Source organism: Colwellia sp. MB3u-4 (assembly GCF_014077065.1).
Taxonomy (GTDB): Bacteria; Pseudomonadota; Gammaproteobacteria; order Enterobacterales; family Alteromonadaceae; genus Cognaticolwellia.
The window spans coordinates 20,977-41,870 of sequence record NZ_JACGVE010000083.1 but is presented as its reverse complement, the minus strand read 5'-3'; the positions used below and the strand labels follow the sequence as shown (position 1 = coordinate 41,870).

Genomic DNA, 20,894 nt, shown 5'->3' with positions numbered 1-20,894 from the left:
TCAAATGAGCGAACAGAACGTTGACCAAAAGTTGGTTGAGCGGGTGCAACGTGGTGATAAAAACGCATTTAACCTGCTAGTAATTAAATATCAACATAAAGTAGCAAACTTGGTTTCACGCTATGTTAAAAATCATAGTGATGTGCCTGATATAGTACAAGAAGCATTTATTAAAGCTTATCGAGCTTTACCTAATTTTCGAGGTGATAGTGCTTTTTATACTTGGTTGTATCGCATCGCTGTTAATTGTGCGAAAAACCACTTAGTTGCCGGAGGACGTAAACCCCCTGGCTCAGATATTGAAATTGAAGATGCAGAAATGTATGACTCGGGTGAAGCGTTACGAGAGAATGCCTCACCAGAAAAACTATTACTGACCAATGAAATTAAAAGTGTCATATTTAAGACCATAGAACAATTGCCGGAAGATTTGCGCACTGCGATCAACCTCAGAGAGTTAGAAGGCTTAAGTTACGAAGAAATTGCAACGGTTATGGATTGTCCTGTTGGCACAGTACGTTCAAGAATATTTAGAGCGCGTGATGCAGTCGATAAAAAAATCAGACCATTGTTACAGCAATAGAGAATGCAGTAACATTAAATGCAAAAATAATAAGCTCAACAGCAGTACACGCAAGCATAATAAATATAGTATTAGCTGATAAAAGTGTAGTCTTTTGTTAACTAATGAATGAAGAGTTATTTTTTTAAGGTGTCTTTATGAGTGAAAATAAGTTTGAGGCAGTATCGTCGATTGTAGATAATGATCAACAAAACGATGAACTATTTGATGAAATCCTCAATGACTCACACTTGTCAGCAACCTGGCAACGTTACCATTTAATGGGTGATGTAATGCGCGGTGAAACTTCTGATGTTATTAATTTTGACCTGTCATCACAAATAGCGTCAGCGATTGCTGATGAGCCAACGATTTTAGCGCCTCATACTAGCAATAATCTTGTTGGAAAATTAAAAGCGAAAGTGGTGCAGTTTGCTAAACCCTTTGGTCAAATGGCCATTGCAGCATCTGCAGCCGGTCTTATGGTCATGGGCGTACAACAAAATAGCGCTGATACCGATGCTTTATTACCGGCCAGTCAAGTGGTTAAAACTATGCCATTTGGTGGTGTTGCAGAACCCGTAAGCTTAAATTTTCAACAAACTAGTCGCAGCAGTGAGAAACAAGCTTTTATTGAACAACAAAGACGTTTCCAAGCGCTATTGTCAGATCATCAACAACAAATTAAATTAAGTTCAGTTGATGTCAATCATACATCACCACAAGATAAGGCTGAAGAATCAGCTAAATGAAACTAATATCAAGTCTGCTGCTATTGATTACCATTAGCACATCAGTAGCAGCCAATGAAAACATTAGCACACCAGTGGAGGCTAATGAAGACATTAGCACACCCATAGCGGCCAATGAAAACGAACAAGCCGAACCTTGGCTTGAGCGCCTAGCAACCTCTTTACAAACGCTTAACTTTAGTACCTCTTTTGTTGTGGTTAAAAACAATCAGGCAGAACCTTATCACTGGTTTCATGGTGTAGATGAAAGTGGTAATGAGCTAGAAATTCTCTCTTTGTTAAACGGCCCGCGCAGGGATGTTTTACGAAAGGACAATATTGTTAGTTATATCGAGCCAGAATTACCTCCATACTCAGTAACATCTCAACAAATAACCGGTCCTATACCTGCTGTTTTGCGCGAAGGTGTCACTGCACTTGGTCAAACCTATGATTTTATCTCTGTTGGGCGAAGTCGAGTGCTAGGGCGACCTGCGCAATTAATTCGTATTGTTTCTAAAGATGTCTATCGTTACGGACACTGGCTATGGTTAGACCAAGAATCTGGTATGCTATTAAAACTCGCTTTGGCAAATCGTACTGGTCAATTATTAGAACAAATACAGTTTACCCATTTAGATATCACTGATGCTTTAGGTGAGAGTTTATTGCAATTACAGCAAACAAGCTTGCCAAAAGTTATTGAAATTCCAGCTGGGTATCAAGAGCAAGTACTGCAATGGCAAGTTAAATGGTTACCTGATGGCTTTAAACGATTAAATGCCAATCGTCATCGAATTTCTACCACTAAAAAACCGGTTGAATTTATGCTTTTTAATGATGGTTTAGTCGATGTTTCTGTTTACGTAAATCCCAGTGAAGACAACCAACGTGCGACTGATTATGTTATGGATGGGGCAACCGTGGTATTGAATCAAGTCGTTAACGGCTTTGAAGTCAGTGTTGTGGGTAAAATTCCAGCAAAAACGGCAAAGGCCATTGCTGATTCTGTTGTTTTAAATACTAATTCCACACCATGATAGAAGAACAAGCCACCGTCGTCGCTATTGACCATGACAATGTCACCGTTACCAGTTTGATAAAATCGGCTTGTGGTGGCTGTCAGCAAGTTGACAATTGTGGCAGCGGTCAGGTGGCAAAAGCTTTTCCACAGAAAAAACTTTCGTTGACCTTAACATCTTCACTAGCCTTAGAACTTGGCGATAACGTTGTGTTAGGCTTAAATGAAAGTGCGCTCTTGCAATCGGCTTGGCAAGTTTATTTATGGCCAGTATTAGGCTTGTTATTGGCTTCTTGGTTTGGCCAATGGCTAGTAATTAACACCATACTACCTCATGAGATTTTTGCCATTTTATTGGGTATTAGCGGTGGTTTTTGTGGCTTTATGCTAGCTAAAAGGCAACAAATAAAGAGCGCAACCTGTGCAAAACTGGCGCCAAAAATTATTCGTCGAGAAAATCAAAACATCATGATTACAGAAATCACTGATTGAATCGCAACAAAAGATAGCCCCAGCGCGCTAAATTCGCTAAAATCTCACCATTATTGAATTAACTATAAACTTATTTGACTTCCCATTTATGAAACATATTCGAAATTTTTCTATTATCGCCCATATTGATCACGGTAAATCAACGCTTTCAGATCGCCTAATTCAACATTGTGGTGGTCTACAAGAACGTGAAATGGAAGCCCAAGTACTTGATTCTATGGATATTGAGCGCGAACGTGGTATCACCATAAAAGCGCAAAGTGTTACGTTAGACTACAAAGCAAAAAATGGTGAAGTGTACCAACTCAACTTTATCGACACGCCAGGTCACGTCGACTTTTCTTATGAAGTTTCCCGTTCATTAGCGTCATGTGAAGGTGCTTTACTGGTTGTTGACGCTGGTCAAGGTGTTGAAGCTCAAACTGTAGCTAACTGCTACACCGCGCTTGAAATGGAACTGGAAGTCATCCCTATTCTAAATAAAATTGATTTGCCACAAGCCGATCCTGAGCGTGTCAGTGAAGAAATTGAAAATATTATTGGTATTGACGCTACGGGTGCTGTGACCTGTTCGGCTAAAACCGGTTTAGGTATTGAAGACGTACTAGAAACTATTGTTGAGAATATTCCTCCTCCAGAGGGTGATCCTGATGCACCGCTGCAAGCACTTATTATTGATTCGTGGTTTGATAACTACCAAGGCGTAGTATCCTTAGTTCGAATTATGAATGGCCAAATCAAAAAAGGCGATAAAATGGTGGTGATGTCGACAGGACAACACCATATTGTCGACAAGGTGGGTATTTTTACACCAAAACAAAAACCGACCGGTATATTAAAAGCGGGTGAAGTTGGCTTTATCGTTGCGGGTATTAAAGAAATTCACGGTGCACCAGTAGGTGACACAATAACTATCTTTAAAAAAGAAGCGCAAAAGGCCTTACCGGGCTTTAAGAAAGTTCAGCCACAAGTTTACGCCGGTATATTTCCGATCAGTTCAGAAGATTATGAAAACTTCCGTGATGCTTTAAATAAACTCAGCTTGAATGACGCGTCTTTGTTTTTTGAACCTGAAAACTCATCAGCACTAGGTTTTGGTTTCCGTATTGGTTTCTTGGGCATGTTGCACATGGAAATTGTGCAAGAGCGTCTTGCTCGCGAATATGATCTTGATCTGATCACAACAGCGCCAACAGTAAATTATGAAATAGCTTGTACCAATGGTGACGTTATCTCTATTGATAATCCAAGCGATTTACCGGCAACAAATAATATTGAAGAAATTCGTGAGCCAATAGTGCAAGCGAATATTCTGGTACCTCAAGAGCATCTAGGTAATGTTATTACTTTATGTATTGACAAACGTGGTGTGCAAAAAGATATTATTTATCACGGTAATCAAGTTGCGGTAACTTATGAATTACCTATGGCAGAAGTGGTGATGGACTTTTTTGATAAGTTAAAATCCACCAGTCGCGGTTATGCCTCATTAGATTATCATTTCATTCGTTTTGAGCCGGCTGACATGGTCCGTGTTGATGTGATGATTAATAGTGACCGAGTTGATGCGTTAGCTATGATCACTCATCGCGCCAATTCTGTTGCCCGTGGTCGCATGCTAGTTGAAAAATTAAAAGAGTTAATTCATCGACAAATGTTTGATATCGCTATTCAAGCGGCCATTGGTAACAATGTTATCGCTCGAACTACGGTCAAACAGCTGCGTAAAAACGTTACCGCAAAATGTTATGGTGGTGACATCTCTCGTAAGAAAAAATTATTGCAGAAGCAAAAAGATGGTAAGAAACGTATGAAGCAAGTGGGTAATGTAGAAGTACCACAAGAAGCGTTTTTAGCTGTGCTTAAATTAGATAAATAAGAATACCAAGTTGATTAATGAACTGTTCAATGAAAGAGTAGAACACTTAATTAGTCAACTTTGTATTAGTTTAATTATTAAAAGATAGGAATAATATGGCAGTTTACTTTTCAATATTTTTAGTCATAGTTACCGTAATTACCGGCATTGTTTGGTTAGCTGATAAGTTTTATTTAGCACCACAACGTCAGCTTAAGTTAGCCGATGCGCAAGCTCAATGTGCATCACCTTTAAGTGAAAATATTGTGACTAAATTAATTGAGCCATCAGCATTAGTTGATACCTCAGTACAAATTTTTCCGGTTATTGCTTTTGTCTTGATACTGCGCTCGTTTATCTATGAGCCGTTTCAAATACCTTCTGGTTCTATGATGCCAACGTTACTTGATGGCGATTTTATCTTAGTGAATAAGTTTAACTATGGTTTGCGCGATCCCGTAGTACGTAATAAATTTTTTCAAGTTGGCTTGCCAGATCGTGGTGATGTTGTGGTCTTTAAATACCCACGAGATCCACAAATTGATTACATCAAACGTGTGATAGGTTTACCGGGCGATAGAGTGATATATAAAAATAAAATTTTATATATCAAATCAGCCTGTTTGCCTTCTGATGCAAAATGTCCAGATTTTGAGCAAGTAAAACAAACCTTTAAAAATAAAACCGATTATAACGACGATGGTATGCCATTAACGCGTTACACCTCAACGATGGCTGATAAAACACATGACTTCTTAGTCAATGAGCAAATTTTACCGCGCACACAGCATTACTTCCAGCAAAGTGGTACACAAGCGAATGAGTTTTTTGTGCCTAAAGGTCATTACTTTGTTATGGGCGATAACCGGGATAATAGCTTAGATGGACGCTTTTGGGGCTTTGTGCCAGAAGAGAATTTAGTCGGTGAAGCGGTTGCTATTTGGATGAGTTTTGATTTTGATCGAACACCAGACAGCTTTTTACCACATTGGATACCAACTAACGTGCGTTTTTCTCGAATCGGTGGAATTGAATAACTGTGTTACATACTCCTGCCGCGATTGCGCGGCTTTATAAAAAAATTGGCTATAGTTTTAAAGAGCCAAAACTATTATTGCAAGCGTTAACACATAGAAGCGCTAAAGGTGCTCATAATGAGCGACTAGAGTTTTTAGGTGATTCGATTTTAGGTTTTGTGATTGCAGAGTCTTTATATCAAAAATTTCCTAAGCAGGCCGAAGGCGATTTAACGCGTATGCGTTCAAGTTTGGTTAAAGGTGTTACTTTAGCTGAGGTGGGTCGAGACTTTGACCTAGGTCAATATTTGATTTTAGGACCTGGCGAATTAAAAAGTGGTGGTCATCGCAGAGATTCGATTCTTGAAGATGCCATTGAAGCCATCATAGGTGCTGTCTATTTAGATGCCGACTTACCCACATGTCAGGCATTAATTCTCAGCTGGTTTGAACAGCGCTTAAGCGATATCAAGCCAGGCAATGAACAAAAAGACCCAAAAACACGTTTACAAGAATATTTGCAAGGACGAAAAATTCCTTTGCCACAATATGATGTAATTAATACCACGGGGCAATCACACAATCAGCAGTTCACAGTGCGCTGCACAACAAGTGTAGTGGTGAAGGAAGTGATTACTAAGGGCAGTAGCCGACGTAAAGCTGAGCAATCCGCCGCTTTGCAGGTTTTAGAATTAATAGAACAAGCTTAATCGCTTGTTTGACATTTAAGTTGATAACTAGATTATGACAACAGAACAAACCTATTGCGGTCTTATTGCCATTGTTGGCCGTCCAAATGTTGGTAAATCAACATTATTAAACACCTTGCTTGGCCAAAAGGTCAGTATTACCTCACGTAAACCACAAACCACACGTCATCGAATATTAGGTATTTTAACTGAAGGTAATCATCAAGCCGTTTTAGTTGATACCCCTGGCTTGCATTCAGAAGAAAAACGGGCCATTAATCGTTTAATGAACCGTGCGGCTAGCAGTACCTTGGCAGAAGTTGGCACTGTAGTATTTTTAGTTGAAGGTACACATTGGACAAGCGACGATGAAATGGTACTGACCAAAATTAAAAACAGCGGTGCTCCTTGTGTATTAGTGGTTAATAAAATTGATAATATACCCGACAGAGACACCTTGTTACCGCATTTACAGAAGCTAGGTGCTATGCACGACTTTGCTGACATTGTGCCGATTTCAGCCAGTAAAGGTGATAACGTTGAGGCGATTAAAAAAATCTGCCTTAACACCTTACCCGAAGCAGAGTTTTGGTTTCCTGAAGATTATATTACCGATCGTTCAAGTCGATTTATGGCCTCTGAAATTGTGCGTGAAAAGCTAATTCGTTTTACTGGCGATGAATTACCTTACTCAACAACGGTTGAAATTGAACAATTTAAGATTGATGAAAAAGGCATCTTGCATATTAACGCGCTGATCTTAGTCGAAAGAACGACCCAAAAGCGTATGGTTATTGGCAATAAGGGTGAAAAGCTGAAAGTTATTGGCCAAGAAGCAAGACGTGATATGGAAAACCTATTTGAACGTAAAGTATTTTTAGAGACTTGGGTGAAAGTTAAATCAGGCTGGGCAGATGACGAACGCGCCTTAAGAAGCTTAGGCTATGGCGACGATTACTCAGGTTAGTTTGATATATTCGGGCTTAATTTACTATTCACAAAGTAGTTGATTAAGCCTCGCCTACATAGCGTTAGGTACTTAGGTTTAGTTTGTAATTGTTACCTGAGCCAATAAAAATTTTATTTTTCGCTTTCTGAACAGTGCTTAAATGCCACTGGGCTAACTTGGAATCTAGATGCTAGAAACTACGCAGTCAGCTTTTGTGCTCCATAGTCGACCTTATCGAGAGAATCAGCTGCTAATTGATTTGTTAACTGAGCATGACGGCAAACTGGCGGCGTTAAGTTATGTCGGTCATTCAACAAAATCGAGCCGTAAGGCACTACTACAACCTTTTCTACCCATTAAAGTCACCTTGAAAGGGCAATACAACTTAAAGAGCTTAATTCGAGTTGAGCCGATTGGCAAATCTTTCCTTTTAAAGAAAAATGCCTTGTTCAGTGCTTTTTATATTAATGAATTATTGGTTAAGCTGCTTGGCGACAATATTGCTTGCGAGGCGCTTTTTCAGCAATATAAAATGAGTTTAGAAGCTTTAGCACAAGCGAGCAATATTGAGATTTGTTTGCGAGAATTTGAATTGATGCTGATGGATGAGCTGGGCCTTTCTTTTGATTTTTCATTAGTATTTGAGCATAGTGCAGAGGGCTTCTATTACTTACCAGACGAAGGCTTTATTCCAGCTTATACAAAATTAAAGCAGCCTTGTTATAATCGTTGGCATTTACAAGCGATTGCCGAACGCGATTTATCGACACCAGAAGTACTCAATACCTTTAAAGCTTTGATGAGACAAGTGATTAACCATTTACTTGATGGTGTACCGTTAAATAGCCGAAAACTCTTTAGTAAGAAAACCTAGCAAAGCCATGATTAAATTTCTAAGTTAAAGCGTTAAACTTAGCTATGTAAGGTGTTAAAATTAATCCAGTGAACATTTAATCCAGTGAACATTTAATCCAGTAAACATAATAGAGATTGTATATGAAAGATATTTTATTAGGTGTAAACGTAGACCATATTGCCACATTAAGACAAGCACGTGGCACTAATTATCCTGACCCTGTCTATGCGGCTTCTGTAGCCGAGCATGCTGGTGCTGATGGTATCACAGTGCATTTACGTGAAGACCGTCGCCATATTCAAGATAGAGATATTTATGTACTAAAACAAACCTTACATACGCGGATGAATTTTGAAATGGCTGTTACCGACGAAATGTTGGATATTGCCTGTGAAGTTAAGCCCGTATTTTGTTGTTTAGTGCCGGAAAAACGTGAAGAGTTAACCACGGAAGGTGGATTAGATGTTGCTGGGCAACAAGATAAAATTAACGCCGCTGTAGCTCGATTGGCTAATGCGGGTGTACAAACCAGTTTATTTATTGATGCTGATAAAAAACAAATTGATGCAGCCCTACTCAGTAAAGCGACTTATATCGAAATTCATACTGGCCAATATGCTGATGCAGCAAGCGAAGAAGAACAACAACAAGAGCTTGCGCGCTTGGTTGAAGGCATTGAGTACGCTGATAGCTTAGGCTTAAAAGTTAACGCAGGTCACGGGCTTAATTACTTCAATGTTAAGCCCATTGCGGCGATACCTGAAATAATTGAACTCAATATTGGCCACGCTATTATCGCCCGTGCGGTGATTGACGGTTTAGACAAAGCGGTTCGAGATATGAAGCGTATAATGCTAGAAGCACGTACTTTAGGATAACTTAGTACTTAGGAGGGTCAAAGTTTGTCAGTTGTTGGTATTGGTACTGATATAGTTGATATTCGGCGCATTGCAAAAATGTCTGAAAATGCGCAGCAACGCTTAGCCAAGCGAATTTTAACGTCTGGTGAATATCAGCACTATCTTACGTTAAAACAACCCGAGCGTTTTTTGGCTAAACGCTGGGCTGGCAAAGAAGCAGCAGCTAAAGCGCTTGGCACCGGTATTGCTAACGGAGTCTCGTTTCAACATTTTGATATTGTGTCATTAGCTTCGGGTCAACCCACACTTGAGCTTAGTTTGCAGGCGTTAATGCTAGCTGAAAATCTAGGTGCTACTACATGGCATATATCACTTTCTGATGAAGTGAAATATGCCACAGCTTTTGTTGTATTATCAACCTAGTTAATGACAGCAAGTTGAGTATGTAACGGCATGTGACAAAGCTACTAATAAACTATGACTTGGCCATTATATATACCCTATACTTTTACTTAAGTGAATGAATTTTTTATCAGTAGATGTGGATTGGGGAGTTGATATGCCGTCGCAAAAAAATCCTATTCTTGATAGGCGAAAACAAGTACCTGAGCAATCAACGTGGTGGTTTAAACTCTCACTGGCACAAAAGTTTTCTGCTAGTAGTTTAGGGAAGTTTGGTTATGAACTCAGTTTTATTCGCAATGATGAAGGACATAGCTTAGCCGTATTAAGGTGTGACTCAGGGATTGCGGTGGTTACTGAAGATGGCGACATTAACACCTCACCAAATATAAAACTGCGTTAACTATTTATCCTGTTTTCTTTAGTCCAATTTAGTTATATTTTCAATGCTTGCTTTCAATATTGTTGATAAAAGCTTCGGCTTCTTCTAGTACCAAATCTATTTGTTCAAAAAATTCGAAAAATTCTGGCTGTAAATCATCTAGGCCAATATCTCGCTTTAATTCTGTTTCAAGTTCATGAGTCACTTTGCCTAAACTGGGTACACCAGAGTAACAACAAGCGCCATTAAGCTTGTGTATTAACACTTTTAACTGCTCAATATCTTGAGAGATAAGCGCTTCAGAAATGTTGGCTTTGCTTTCTGGCAAACTGTTGACCAAGCCAATAAACATATCTTTGGCTAACATTTTTTTTTGTCCTGCTCTTTGTAATGCCAGTTTCCAATCAATAATCTTTGGCCTAGAATCGTTAATAGGCCTAGGTTTTGGAGCAACAAGTTTAGGGTGATAAGCGAGTAATGTTGAATCACAATACTCATAAATACTATGATGCAGCATGGCTTCATCAATAGGCTTTGTAATAAAGGAGTTAAAGCCATTGTCGAGTAATTTATCTTTTTCTTCGCCAAAGACATGTGCGGTCACCGCGATTATTGGGGTATGCTCATTAAGTGTTTGTTGACGAATAATAGCCAAAGCAGAAATGCCATCGAGTACAGGCATTTGTATATCCATAAATATTAAAGCAAACTTCTCGTGTCGGCATAACGCTACGGCTTGAGCGCCGTCGGTAGCTGTGATGACATCTGTGACTTGTTCAAGTAACAGCGCATTGATCAATTTTAAATTGGCTTCATTATCATCAACTGCCAGTACTTTAATCGGCACTTTTTTTTCTGACACTGAAATTAAGCTATTGATTTCTCGAATGGTTGTTGGAGCAAGTGTTTTACTCAAGCGCTGCACCGTTATGGGTTTACTGAGACAAGTTTTAGCACCACTTGAAATTAACGCCTCATGTAAACTAGGCGAATTACTATTAATGGCTAAATGTATGGACGGAATAATATCTTTCAGGACAAATATAAACTTTTTCACGTCATTAAGCGCTGATGGCGTAACGTCATGGCCGATTAAAGCAAAGTCGAATGACGAGAGCAATTTTTTATTGGCCAGTATTTCGTCCATATCACTGCGTTGGCTAATACAAGTTGTTTTCATTTGCCAACTTGCCAATATTTCACTGGTTGCTAAACGACTTGCGGCATGACGCTCATAATACAATATTGCCTTACCAATCAGACCTTCTGGGGCAGATAACTGCAAAGTGGGTATGGTGTTTATTTCACACTGGAAGGTAAACCAAAAAGTTGAACCTTCATTTTCTATACTGTCAAAACCAATGCTACCGTGCATTTCTGAGACTAAACGTTGAGAGATAACCAGTCCTAAACCAGTGCCGCCATAAATCCGAGTCACACTTTTATCACCCTGGCCAAAGGCTTGGAAAATTGAATTTTTTTGCTGATTTGATATGCCAATACCCGTGTCTTGAACTGTTACCCTAATTTTATAGCGATTTTTGCCAATAACATGGCCTTCAAGCTTGATATCCACCGAGCCTTTATCAGTAAATTTAATCGCATTACTGGCTAAGTTAACCATCACTTGTTTGATACGCATTGCGTCACCAATCAGTGAGTCAGGTAATTGAGGGCTAACGCGTAATGATAATTCAATATTCTTTTTATGGGCACTGGGTGCCAGTAATGTCAGGGTTTCTTCAATAGATTCACGAATGGAAAACGGAATGTTTTCAATGATCATTTTACCCGCGTCAAGTTTAGAGAAGTCTAAAATATCATTAATAATCGATAGCAGGCTGGCCGCTGAGCGTTCGATAGTTTGTAAGTGATCGCGCTGAGTATCGCTTAAGGGCGTTTTTAACACTTGCCGGGTAAAACCGATAACACCATTAAGAGGCGTACGTAACTCATGGCTCATATTGGCCAAAAACTCAGACTTTACCTTGTTAGCATCTTGCGCTTTACGTTTTGCAATATCTAACTCGACGTTTTGAATTTCAAATTGCTCTAAACTTTCACGTAAATCTATCGTGGCTTGATCAATACTACGTTGCATTTCATCTTGATAAGTGCCTAAAGATTGCGCCATGGTATTGATGCCATTTTTTAAAAAGTTTAGCTCACCAACAAGCTGTCCACTGATACGACTATCAATTTTTCCTTCTCTAATACGGTCTATCGCTAATACCATTGATGATATCGGGCGGGTAACGCTATTAATGAGTTTATAGGCAAACAATGCACTGATGATAAAGCCAGCGAGTAAGATGAAAAATACTGTGATCAACAACTGTTGTTGAGCATATCTAATCGTACTCTTGTCAATGTGTATGGCGATATAGCCAATAATACTACTGCCTAAAGTGCCGTCACTGGTTTGTGTGGTAAATTCGTCAATAATGGGCGCGCGATAAATGAGGTCATCACCGAAGTCTTCATACTGAATGCGTTTAGGCAAACTTTCTCCGGTTTTAAGGCGCATGGCAAGGGTGTCACCGTGATAAGCACTGGTGACGAACACTTGGTTGTTGACAGTGAATATGGCGATGCTTTTTATAATGTCAGATTGACTGCGGTGGCTAAAGCCGATCAGCGTTCTTAAGCTATCTCTTTTTTTTGCTAATAATGGCTCAGCACTGCTAATGGCAAGAGGAGAAATGATGCTATTGGCACGTTGATAAATAAACTGATCGAGTTCGCTATAGCGACTATAGGATAAGTAGCCAGCAACAACTAAACTGATTAGGGTCGTAGGAACGACCGTAAGTAAAATTACCCAATCTTTCAGGCTTATTTTATGCATTTTTTGTTGAGCTTTAGTGTAAAATCATTGGGTTAATAACACTATAATGGCACAGTTAAGACTAATACCAAATAGTAATCGTTCACTATGGCAGCTAATAGATAATCTATGCTGCTCCTTGATGGCAAACTAAGATAGCTATGGCAAATTTTTTTAAAGCAAGCCCGAAAAAAGCACCGATACAGCAACACATAACCGTTAATGTTAGCCACCTTGATCAGCAAGGCTGCGGCGTTGCCTTTCAGGGTAAAAACCCAATTTTTATTGAAGGTGCACTGCCCAATGAAACGGTTGAAGTTAATGTGTATGAGCAAAAAAGTAAGTTTGCAAAAGCAAAGTTATTACGTGTTATTAGCGCCAGTGCAGCGCGAGTAGAAGTTAAGTGTCGTCATTACTTTCAGTGTGGTGGTTGTAATTTACAGCATATGGACTACTCGCAGCAGTTAGCTTATAAGCAAGATAAAATAACGCAATTATTTGCTCGCCAAGCACTCAATGAAAGTCTGCCATGGCAGAGTCACCTTATTAATGATCCATGGCATTATCGCCGTAAAGCAAGAATTGGTGTGCAATATAATAAACGTGGCGCGCCGATTATTGGCTTTCGTCAACGCGAGAGCAGCCACTTAACTGAAATTAAGTCTTGCCCAGTAATCGTCGAAGCATTTGGTCATATTTTTGCTGAGCTAAAAGAACTTCTGCCCAGGTTGTCAGGTAAAAATGCCATCGGTCATGTTGAAATTATTGCGGCTAATGAGCAGGTGGTTGTGGTGCGACAATTAGTGAAAGCAACGGCGCAAGACAAAAAGCTTTGGCAACATTTTGCTGATAAAAATCAATGGCTAGTTTACTTTGATGACGGTAATGAGGTCACGCCACTGACCGAAGATAAAACCTTGTTTTATGCCTTAACAGATGCAATAAAAATTGAATTTTCGGTGAATAACTTTATCCAGGTCAATCATCTGGTTAATAAGCAAATGGTGGAGCAGGCGCTGACTTGGTTAGCGCTTAATGATAACGATATTGTGCTCGACCTGTTTTGTGGCTTAGGTAACTTTAGTTTACCTATTGCCGAAAAGGTCAGTCGTGTTGTCGGTATTGAGGGCATCTCAGTAATGGTAGAGAAGGCCCAAGAAAATGCGCTGAAAAATGATATTCACAATTGCCAATTTTATCAAGCGGATTTAAACAGTGATTGGCAAGACCAGCCTTGGGCAAAACAAAAGTATACTAAGGTTTTACTTGATCCTGCTCGTGCCGGAGCTTATCAAGCGTTAACGCAATTACTGGCCTTTAATGTTAATCAGATACTTTATGTCAGTTGTGATCCGGCGTCATTAGCCCGTGATGCAAAATTACTTATCGATCACGGTTATAAAATTGAAAAAATAGCCTTAATGGACATGTTTGCACAAACAAAGCATGTTGAAACTATGCTAATGTTTAGCTTATAGCGTTGTCGAAAAATTGAATCACAGGTAGGGAGTTCCATGGTTTCTGTGCGTAAGTCACATCAAATGTCACAAGCAAGCTTTGAGCAATGGCTAGCGGCGCTTGAATTAGACAATGACAAAAAAGCAGCGTTAGAAAAGTTGTATCAAAAAGTAAATTATTTATTTGATGATAGTACCCCCTGCCAAACTAAATCTTTAGAAATGGTGGAAATTCTATCGGGTTTAAATCTTGATACCGACTCATTATGCGCGGCTTTTATCTGTCCTTTGTATGAGTATAAGTGCATTAGCCTTGAATATATTAAAGAAAATTTCTCTAAACAAATATATTTACTGTGCAAAGGTTTTAGCCAAATGGAAGCGATTAAGGCGTTACAGCAATCACAATCTAGCCTAGTCAATACCAATCAAATTGACAATATTCGCCGCATGCTATTGGCGATGGTTGAAGATGTTCGCGCCGTTGTTATTAAGCTTGCAGAACGCTTATGCCACTTACGCTTGGTAAAAGACAGTGATGAAGAAACCCGAGTGTTAGCGGCCAAAGAAACCAGCAATATATACGCACCATTGGCCAATCGTTTAGGTATTGGCCAGTTAAAGTGGGAATTAGAAGATCTTTCTTTTCGTTACTTGCACCCTGAAGTTTACAAAGAAATTGCCAAGCAACTGGATGAAAAACGTCTCGACAGAGAACGCTATATGGCTGAATTTGTTGATAACATATCTCAGCAATTAAAATCGTCTGACATTAAAGGTGTTGTTTGTGGGCGCCCTAAACACATTTATAGCATTTGGAAAAAAATGCAACAAAAGTCGTTAGACTTTGAAGAGCTATTTGATGTGCGTGCAGTACGGGTTATTGTTGATGAATTACAAGGTTGCTATGGCGCATTAGGCCTAGTGCACACCAGTTGGAAGCATTTGTCTAAAGAATTTGATGACTATGTTGCAACGCCAAAAAGCAACGGCTACCAATCCATTCATACCGTAGTTATCGGCCCCGAAGATAAAACAATAGAGATTCAAATTAGAACACAACAAATGCATGACGATGCAGAATTGGGTGTTGCAGCGCATTGGCGTTATAAAGAAGGTAATGCCAGTGGTAAAACCTCAGGTTTTGATGAAAAAGTCAGTTGGTTAAGAAAAATTCTACAATGGCAAGAAGACGTGTCAGAAAGTGGCGAATTACTTGATGAACTGCGTAGTCAAGTATTTGAAGACCGTATTTATGTTTTTACCCCAGGTGGTGATGTGGTTGATTTACCCAGTGGTGCAACCCCTTTAGATTTTGCTTACTACATCCACTCCAATGTCGGTCACAGTTGTATTGGCGCAAAAGTATTTGGTCGAATAGTTCCTTTTACCTATCTTTTGCAAACCGGCGATCAAGTTGAAGTCTTGCGCAGCAAAACACTCAATCCGAGTAGAGATTGGTTAAACCCCAGTTTAAATTATCTTCATACACCGCGTGCTCGTGCCAAGGTACAACATTTTTTTCGGTTACTTGACCGAGATAAAAACCTTGCTGCCGGTAAAGAAATGTTAGACACCGCATTGGGTAAGTTACAGTTATCTTTGGCTAAAGTTGACTTTTCTGCGGCGATAGAGCGTTTTAATTTTACGACAAAAGATGACTTATTTGCGGCGGTAGGCTCAGGCAGTACGCGCTTGTTACAGGTTGTTCATTGTTTACAACAGCAAGACGAAAAGTTAAAACCTGAAGTAGATATTGATCCGCAAAGCTTAATTCGTCAGCCGCAACAAGCTGACACAGAAGCTGCTGATAATAATGGTATTACCGTTTCAGGTGTTGGTAACTTGTTGACTCACATGGCGAAATGTTGTCATCCTGTGCCGGGCGATGAAATCGCTGGCTTTATTACTCAAGGACGTGGGATTTCAGTGCATCGGGTTGACTGTGAACAGCTCGCCAACGCACTGAATCAGCAACCAGAGCGTGAAGTAGAAGTACAGTGGGGCATAAATAACAAAAAAAGTTATCAAGTGAGTATCAACATTATTGGCGGTGATCGCCAAGGCTTACTCAGAGATATCTCGACGATTATTTCCAATGAAAGAGTCAGTATTATTGGCATTGAAAGTCATACCGATAAGGCTAAACAAAGTATGAGCATGACCATAAAAGTCGAAATAGCCAATAACGAAGCGTTAACGCGTTTATTAGCTAAATTAAAGCAGTTAGATGACGTTGCAGAAGTTAAACGATTATAACCAGTAATTAAGTCATTTTAACGCCAAACGCTTAAGAAAAAGCTGAGCGTGTGAAATGTGAATTAGGCAACCCTAAAAAGGGTTGCCTTTGTTATAGCAAGCCAATTTTTTCGTTGATATTAGCCCTCAAATTTTTATAAAAAAATGGCCTCACATTAGAGTTGTTTCATTATTTAATATTAATAGGATGATAGCCAATGACGTGATTACTCCTTTGAATTAAACTATTAAATTCATCTCTAAGTTCTTTCGATTTTTCTATACCCTCTTGTTTGTTGAATGCTTCCATCCACTTTATTCCTTCAGCAGATACGTCCCATTCCATGGATGAATAACCATCCTTTAAAGTCCATGCTGTAGCCATATCCCATTCACCACTTTGCAGCCTTATAATATAAGGTACTTGAGTTCCTGCTGTTTTAGATGCTGGGAAATAATGATCTGTGATTATTTCCATAGCTCTATCCGCTTTTCCGGGTTTAAAGTCGGTATAGGTAATTGACATGTACTCAACGTCGGCGAACTTTTTAGGCTTTTGTTCTTCTGCATCAATTGTAAACGGCATGACAGTTAACAAAAAAGATAAACTAACAATGATAGCCTTCCTCATAATTATTTTCCTTTTGTAAAGTTTATTTTTACTGCATGTTTTATTCACCTTAGAAGCTTAGTACAAAAAATATACAATAACGAATCACCAATATCTTAATATTAAGGAATGTAATATATTGGCTTAATATGATGAATTAGGATGCTAGGTTAGCTATACAAAGTAGTAGGTGCTGCATAGCGCCAAGATAAATAGGCAGGATATTTAAAATGTTGAATGACAAACCCTCAATAGAAAAACTTCGCTGGATCATGTCCGAGTTACGTAACCCTGAAACGGGTTGTCCTTGGGATCTAAAACAAACCTTTGCCTCTATTATCCCCCATACCCTTGAAGAAGCTTACGAGGTAGCTGACGCGATTGAGCAAGAAGACTTTACTGAGTTGGAAAAAGAGCTAGGCGATTTATTGTTTCAAGTAGTGTTTTATAGCCAACTTGGTGAGGAAGAAAAGCGTTTTGACTTTGACAGTGTACTGAGTGCTATTTGTGAAAAATTGATCCGCCGTCATCCCCATGTTTTTGCGAGTAGTGACTTTGAATCTGAGGCGCAAGTCAAAGCCAACTGGGAAAATGAGAAGGTTAAGGAGCGTCAGCAAAAAAATGACGATAAAAACTTAAGTATTTTAGCCGATATTCCGCGTAATCTGCCGGCGTTATCACAGGCCGCAAAAATTCAAAAACGCTGTGCCCATGTTGGCTTTGATTGGCATAATATTGATGACGTTTTCGCTAAAGTTGAAGAAGAAGTGTTAGAGGTAAAAGCGGAATTACATCGAGACGATACCGCTTTAGCTGAAGAATTGGGGGATTTAATGTTTGCAGTAGTCAATTTATGTCGACATGCTAAACAAGACCCTGAAGCTTTACTGCGCCAAGCAAATAATAAGTTTACTCGGCGCTTTTATGGTGTTGAAGCGCAAGTTAATCGCGCGGATAAAAGTTTTGAACAACATTCGTTAGACGAGCTTGAAGCCTTTTGGCAACAAGTGAAAATTGCTGAAAAATCTTAAGCCCTAATTAACCTTAACTTTAGGTAAGGTTAAGGTTAATTAATAAAATTATTGAGGTAAAAATGAGTTCACTACCCATATTAGTCGACAGTAAAATAACGCTAAATAATAAAGTGCTTACTTTAACATTCAATCGCCACGATGTGCGTAACGCCTTAACAGGTACTGCCATTGCTGACGATATTGTCAATACCGTTGAATGGATTAATCGTACACCTGAAATCGCTGTGCTGATTATTACCGGTGACGGCTCTGCGTTTTCTTCTGGTGGAAATATAAAAGATATGGCTGAGCGCACAGGAGATTTTGCCGGTGATGTACAAGCACTAGAAAGACGTTACCGAGAAGGTATTCAACGCATTCCACTAGCTTTACACAAATTAGAAGTACCGGTTATTGCGGCGGTTAATGGCCCGGCAATAGGGGCGGGTTTTGATATTGCCAATATGTGCGATATGAGAATAGCATCAACAAAAGCTAAATTTGGCGAAACTTTCGTTAACTTAGGTATTATTCCAGGTGATGGCGGCGCTTGGTTTATGCAACGTTTAATTGGTTATCAAAAAGCCGCTGAATTAACCTTTACTGGTCGTGTTATCGATGCGCTAGAGGCAAAAGAAATGGGGGTGGTATTAGATGTGGTTGAGCCAGAATATCTACTTGAAAGAGTACAAAAGCTAGCAAACGAAATAGCGGCTAAACCTGTGGCGTCGTTGCGGTTAACAAAACGTTTGATGAAGCTAGCACAACGCACAGAGTTGCCCGATTTTCTTGATATTTGTGCCGTGTTTCAAGGCATGTGTCATAACAACCCTGAGCATTTGAGCGCGGTAAATACCATGATTGAAAAATTGGCAAAATAACAGCGGCTTCGAAAGGGTTAACTAGCGTGTTAACCCGAGCAAGTATCCGTTGTCACTCTCAATTCACTTTCAATTCACTCTCAGTTCGATTTCAGCTGCCATTTAGCTTTCACACTCAGCCTCTAAACTATAAAACAGTTATTAGCTTACTTTAACGCTAGTAGATGTTTGGCTTAAAGCGTGGCTTAATTTTTTAATAAAGTTATCTATAGCCGTTTTATCAATATCTAAATGCGTGACTAGTCGCATAGGGTTGCCCGCAGATAATAGTATGTTATCTGCCTTTAACTTATCGACCAAATTAGCCATATCAACAGCTTCAGAGAACTTTGCGAATACCATATTGGTTTCAACTTGCTCCAGATTGACGGAAATATCAGTAAACTGGTTTAAGGCATGCGCTAAATATTTCGCATTAATGTGATCTTGTGCTAATTTTTCTGGATTTTGCGCTAGTGCTATTTTGGCTGCAGCAGCGATAATACCGGCTTGGCGCATGCCGCCACCGACCACTTTTCGCCAGCGCTTGGCACTTTTTATCAAGGCTTGTGAGCCAAGTAATAACGAGCCTATTGGTGCGCCAAGGCCTTTTGATAAACAAATAGACACTGAGTCTACGTGTTGGCAAATTTCTGTAATATCAACATTTAATGCGCTGGCCGCATTGTAAACTCGCGCACCGTCTAAATGCAGAGCTAAATTGTTTTGCTGAGTAAATTCACGCGCTTTTAGCATATAAGTTAACGGCAGAACTTTACCGTTAATGGTATTTTCAATACTGAGTAAAGTCGTACGAGCAAAATGAGAGTCGTCAGGTTTTATTGCCGCTGCAAGCTTTTTAAAGCATAAAGAGCCGTCTTGCTCATTGGCTATAGGTTGTGGCTGAATTGAGCCTAAAATAGCCGCGCCACCGCCTTCAAACTTATAGTTATGTGCTTGTTGTCCACAAAGGTACTCATCTCCTCGTTGGCAATGGGCCATTAGCGCTAATAAGTTAGCTTGTGTGCCTGAGCTACAAAACATGGCACTGGCAAAACCGTGTCGTTCTGCTGCCCAAGACTCAAGTTCATTCACCGTAGGGTCGTCGCCATAAACGTCGTCACCCACTTCAGCGTTTGCCATCGCCGTACGCATTGCTTTACTGGGGCGTGTTACTGTGTCAGAGCGAAAATCAATCATGTGGCACCTTAGGTTTTTAGGGCAAGATAGTGGCGATTAAAAAAAGCATCTTAATCCATTTATGAGTCAAATGGATTAAGACGCCTTTAATCAATCAGTGTTGCTTGAGCGTTATTCTTCAGCGAGTTCAGCATTGTGATAAATATTTTGTACGTCATCACAGTCTTCTAGCATGTTGATGAATTTTTCAAAATTAGCTAAGTCGTCTTCACCTGAAATTTCAGTATAGGTTTGTGGTACCCAAGTAATTTCTTCTACTTCGAGTTCAACTTCCGGCATGCTGTTGGCAAATTCTGTTTTAATTTTGAAAAATTCAGTATGTGGTGCGTAAACGGTAATAATACCGTCTTCAAGCTCAACATCAGTCACATCGATGTCAGCCATCATTAAGTTCTCTAAAACACTTTCATCGTCTTCACCTTTAAAAGCAAATAACGCTTGATGATCAAACATGTGTGAAACAGTGCCTGATGAACCAATTTTTGAGTAAGTTTTAGTAAAACATTGACGCACATCTTTAATGGTGCGATTGCCGTTATCGGTTAAACAATCAATAATGACCATACAGTTGCCTGGGCCAAAGCCTTCGTAGCGTGATTCTACATAATCTTCGCCGCCAGCACCTATCGCTTTTTCTAATGCTTTTTCAATAACATGTGTAGGAACTTGATCTTTCTTTGCTTTTTCAATCGTCCGACGCAAAGCCAGGTTACCATCAGGGTCTACACCGCCATTTTTAGCTAGTACATAAATTTCTTTGCCGTACTTTGAATAAACTTTAGTTTTTTGACCCGCAGTTTTGGCCATTGATAATTTACGGTTTTGGTATGCTCTGCCCATCTGAATATGTCTCGTTGCTGATAATTAGAAT

Annotated in this window: 20 protein-coding genes; 16 read left to right on the top strand and 4 right to left on the bottom strand. The window is 39.5% G+C overall.

The window, feature by feature from the left end; genetic code table 11:
- Window positions 1-4: 4 nt before the first annotated feature.
- The 12 genes from rpoE to H4J61_RS13220 all read left to right on the top strand — a co-directional run bounded on the left by rpoE (window position 5) and on the right by H4J61_RS13220 (window position 9,839).
- Window positions 5-583 (top strand): RNA polymerase sigma factor RpoE, encoded by a 579-nt coding sequence (rpoE, locus tag H4J61_RS13275; RefSeq protein WP_182134915.1) that lies wholly within the window; start codon window positions 5-7, stop codon window positions 581-583.
- A gap of 137 nt (window positions 584-720) precedes the next feature.
- Complete coding sequence (locus tag H4J61_RS13270; RefSeq protein ID WP_182134917.1) at window positions 721-1,314, top strand: sigma-E factor negative regulatory protein; 594 nt, start codon at window positions 721-723, stop codon at window positions 1,312-1,314.
- Window positions 1,311-2,333 carry a MucB/RseB C-terminal domain-containing protein gene (locus H4J61_RS13265; protein WP_182134919.1) on the top strand — a complete coding sequence of 341 codons (1,023 nt, stop codon included), beginning with the start codon at window positions 1,311-1,313 and terminating at the stop codon, window positions 2,331-2,333. The genes H4J61_RS13270 and H4J61_RS13265 overlap by 4 nt, the downstream gene beginning before the upstream one ends.
- Window positions 2,330-2,806, top strand: a complete 477-nt coding sequence (locus H4J61_RS13260) for a SoxR reducing system RseC family protein (RefSeq protein WP_182185380.1) — start codon at window positions 2,330-2,332, stop codon at window positions 2,804-2,806. Before H4J61_RS13265 ends, H4J61_RS13260 begins: the two co-directional genes overlap by 4 nt.
- Window positions 2,807-2,894: 88 nt before the next feature.
- Entirely contained in the window at window positions 2,895-4,685 is a 1,791-nt protein-coding gene (gene lepA / locus H4J61_RS13255) for a translation elongation factor 4 (RefSeq protein WP_182134923.1), read from the top strand.
- Between the two features lie 95 nt (window positions 4,686-4,780).
- A complete protein-coding gene (lepB, locus tag H4J61_RS13250; RefSeq protein WP_182185379.1) occupies window positions 4,781-5,701 on the top strand; it encodes a signal peptidase I in 921 nt (306 codons plus the stop codon).
- A 2-nt stretch (window positions 5,702-5,703) separates the two neighbouring features.
- Entirely contained in the window at window positions 5,704-6,390 is a 687-nt protein-coding gene (rnc, locus tag H4J61_RS13245) for a ribonuclease III (RefSeq protein WP_310649779.1), read from the top strand.
- Window positions 6,391-6,424: 34 nt separating this feature from the next.
- Window positions 6,425-7,336, top strand: coding sequence for a GTPase Era (era, locus tag H4J61_RS13240; protein ID WP_182134927.1), 912 nt, complete (start codon window positions 6,425-6,427; stop codon window positions 7,334-7,336).
- Between the two features lie 169 nt (window positions 7,337-7,505).
- Window positions 7,506-8,192 (top strand): DNA repair protein RecO, encoded by a 687-nt coding sequence (gene recO / locus H4J61_RS13235; RefSeq protein ID WP_182185378.1) that lies wholly within the window; start codon window positions 7,506-7,508, stop codon window positions 8,190-8,192.
- A gap of 122 nt (window positions 8,193-8,314) precedes the next feature.
- Entirely contained in the window at window positions 8,315-9,052 is a 738-nt protein-coding gene (gene pdxJ, locus H4J61_RS13230; protein ID WP_182185377.1) for a pyridoxine 5'-phosphate synthase, read from the top strand.
- A gap of 24 nt (window positions 9,053-9,076) precedes the next feature.
- The gene (acpS, locus tag H4J61_RS13225) at window positions 9,077-9,457 is read left to right on the top strand and encodes a holo-ACP synthase (RefSeq protein WP_182134933.1); all 381 of its coding nucleotides are present in this window, start codon (window positions 9,077-9,079) and stop codon (window positions 9,455-9,457) included.
- A 136-nt stretch (window positions 9,458-9,593) separates the two neighbouring features.
- Window positions 9,594-9,839, top strand: coding sequence for a hypothetical protein (locus tag H4J61_RS13220; protein WP_182185376.1), 246 nt, complete (start codon window positions 9,594-9,596; stop codon window positions 9,837-9,839).
- Window positions 9,840-9,879: 40 nt separating this feature from the next.
- Here H4J61_RS13220 and barA read toward each other — a convergent pair whose 3' ends face one another.
- The gene (gene barA, locus H4J61_RS13215) at window positions 9,880-12,666 is read right to left on the bottom strand and encodes a two-component sensor histidine kinase BarA (protein ID WP_182185375.1); all 2,787 of its coding nucleotides are present in this window, start codon (window positions 12,664-12,666) and stop codon (window positions 9,880-9,882) included.
- A 140-nt stretch (window positions 12,667-12,806) separates the two neighbouring features.
- On the opposite strand from barA, the gene rlmD reads away from it, so the two are divergent.
- The gene (gene rlmD / locus H4J61_RS13210; RefSeq protein ID WP_182185374.1) at window positions 12,807-14,123 is read left to right on the top strand and encodes a 23S rRNA (uracil(1939)-C(5))-methyltransferase RlmD; all 1,317 of its coding nucleotides are present in this window, start codon (window positions 12,807-12,809) and stop codon (window positions 14,121-14,123) included.
- Between the two features lie 36 nt (window positions 14,124-14,159).
- The gene (relA, locus tag H4J61_RS13205) at window positions 14,160-16,361 is read left to right on the top strand and encodes a GTP diphosphokinase (RefSeq protein ID WP_182185373.1); all 2,202 of its coding nucleotides are present in this window, start codon (window positions 14,160-14,162) and stop codon (window positions 16,359-16,361) included.
- A gap of 169 nt (window positions 16,362-16,530) precedes the next feature.
- On the opposite strand, the gene H4J61_RS13200 is transcribed toward relA, so the two are convergent.
- Window positions 16,531-16,971: a hypothetical protein gene (locus tag H4J61_RS13200; RefSeq protein WP_182134943.1), complete on the bottom strand. Its 441-nt coding sequence runs from the start codon at window positions 16,969-16,971 to the stop codon at window positions 16,531-16,533.
- Window positions 16,972-17,180: 209 nt separating this feature from the next.
- Here H4J61_RS13200 and mazG point away from each other — a divergent pair, with 209 nt between their 5' ends.
- Together mazG and H4J61_RS13190 are read left to right on the top strand one after the other, a co-directional pair.
- Complete coding sequence (mazG, locus tag H4J61_RS13195; protein WP_182185372.1) at window positions 17,181-17,981, top strand: nucleoside triphosphate pyrophosphohydrolase; 801 nt, start codon at window positions 17,181-17,183, stop codon at window positions 17,979-17,981.
- Between the two features lie 62 nt (window positions 17,982-18,043).
- Window positions 18,044-18,844, top strand: coding sequence for an enoyl-CoA hydratase-related protein (locus H4J61_RS13190; RefSeq protein WP_182185371.1), 801 nt, complete (start codon window positions 18,044-18,046; stop codon window positions 18,842-18,844).
- Between the two features lie 141 nt (window positions 18,845-18,985).
- Here H4J61_RS13190 and ltaE read toward each other — a convergent pair whose 3' ends face one another.
- Both ltaE and H4J61_RS13180 read right to left on the bottom strand, forming a co-directional pair.
- Complete coding sequence (gene ltaE, locus H4J61_RS13185) at window positions 18,986-20,023, bottom strand: low-specificity L-threonine aldolase (protein WP_182185370.1); 1,038 nt, start codon at window positions 20,021-20,023, stop codon at window positions 18,986-18,988.
- A 111-nt stretch (window positions 20,024-20,134) separates the two neighbouring features.
- Window positions 20,135-20,863, bottom strand: a complete 729-nt coding sequence (locus H4J61_RS13180) for a YebC/PmpR family DNA-binding transcriptional regulator (protein WP_182185369.1) — start codon at window positions 20,861-20,863, stop codon at window positions 20,135-20,137.
- Between the last annotated feature and the right edge of the window lie 31 nt (window positions 20,864-20,894).

Coding starts and splice junctions, on each gene's coding strand:
- rpoE (WP_182134915.1), top strand. CDS start 5: ATGAGCGAACAGAACGTTGACCAAAAGTTGGTTGAGCGGGTGCAACGT.
- H4J61_RS13270 (WP_182134917.1), top strand. CDS start 721: ATGAGTGAAAATAAGTTTGAGGCAGTATCGTCGATTGTAGATAATGAT.
- H4J61_RS13265 (WP_182134919.1), top strand. CDS start 1,311: ATGAAACTAATATCAAGTCTGCTGCTATTGATTACCATTAGCACATCA.
- H4J61_RS13260 (WP_182185380.1), top strand. CDS start 2,330: ATGATAGAAGAACAAGCCACCGTCGTCGCTATTGACCATGACAATGTC.
- lepA (WP_182134923.1), top strand. CDS start 2,895: ATGAAACATATTCGAAATTTTTCTATTATCGCCCATATTGATCACGGT.
- lepB (WP_182185379.1), top strand. CDS start 4,781: ATGGCAGTTTACTTTTCAATATTTTTAGTCATAGTTACCGTAATTACC.
- era (WP_182134927.1), top strand. CDS start 6,425: ATGACAACAGAACAAACCTATTGCGGTCTTATTGCCATTGTTGGCCGT.
- recO (WP_182185378.1), top strand. CDS start 7,506: ATGCTAGAAACTACGCAGTCAGCTTTTGTGCTCCATAGTCGACCTTAT.
- pdxJ (WP_182185377.1), top strand. CDS start 8,315: ATGAAAGATATTTTATTAGGTGTAAACGTAGACCATATTGCCACATTA.
- H4J61_RS13220 (WP_182185376.1), top strand. CDS start 9,594: ATGCCGTCGCAAAAAAATCCTATTCTTGATAGGCGAAAACAAGTACCT.
- barA (WP_182185375.1), bottom strand. CDS start 12,666: ATGCATAAAATAAGCCTGAAAGATTGGGTAATTTTACTTACGGTCGTT.
- rlmD (WP_182185374.1), top strand. CDS start 12,807: ATGGCAAATTTTTTTAAAGCAAGCCCGAAAAAAGCACCGATACAGCAA.
- relA (WP_182185373.1), top strand. CDS start 14,160: ATGGTTTCTGTGCGTAAGTCACATCAAATGTCACAAGCAAGCTTTGAG.
- H4J61_RS13200 (WP_182134943.1), bottom strand. CDS start 16,971: ATGAGGAAGGCTATCATTGTTAGTTTATCTTTTTTGTTAACTGTCATG.
- mazG (WP_182185372.1), top strand. CDS start 17,181: ATGTTGAATGACAAACCCTCAATAGAAAAACTTCGCTGGATCATGTCC.
- H4J61_RS13190 (WP_182185371.1), top strand. CDS start 18,044: ATGAGTTCACTACCCATATTAGTCGACAGTAAAATAACGCTAAATAAT.
- ltaE (WP_182185370.1), bottom strand. CDS start 20,023: ATGATTGATTTTCGCTCTGACACAGTAACACGCCCCAGTAAAGCAATG.
- H4J61_RS13180 (WP_182185369.1), bottom strand. CDS start 20,863: ATGGGCAGAGCATACCAAAACCGTAAATTATCAATGGCCAAAACTGCG.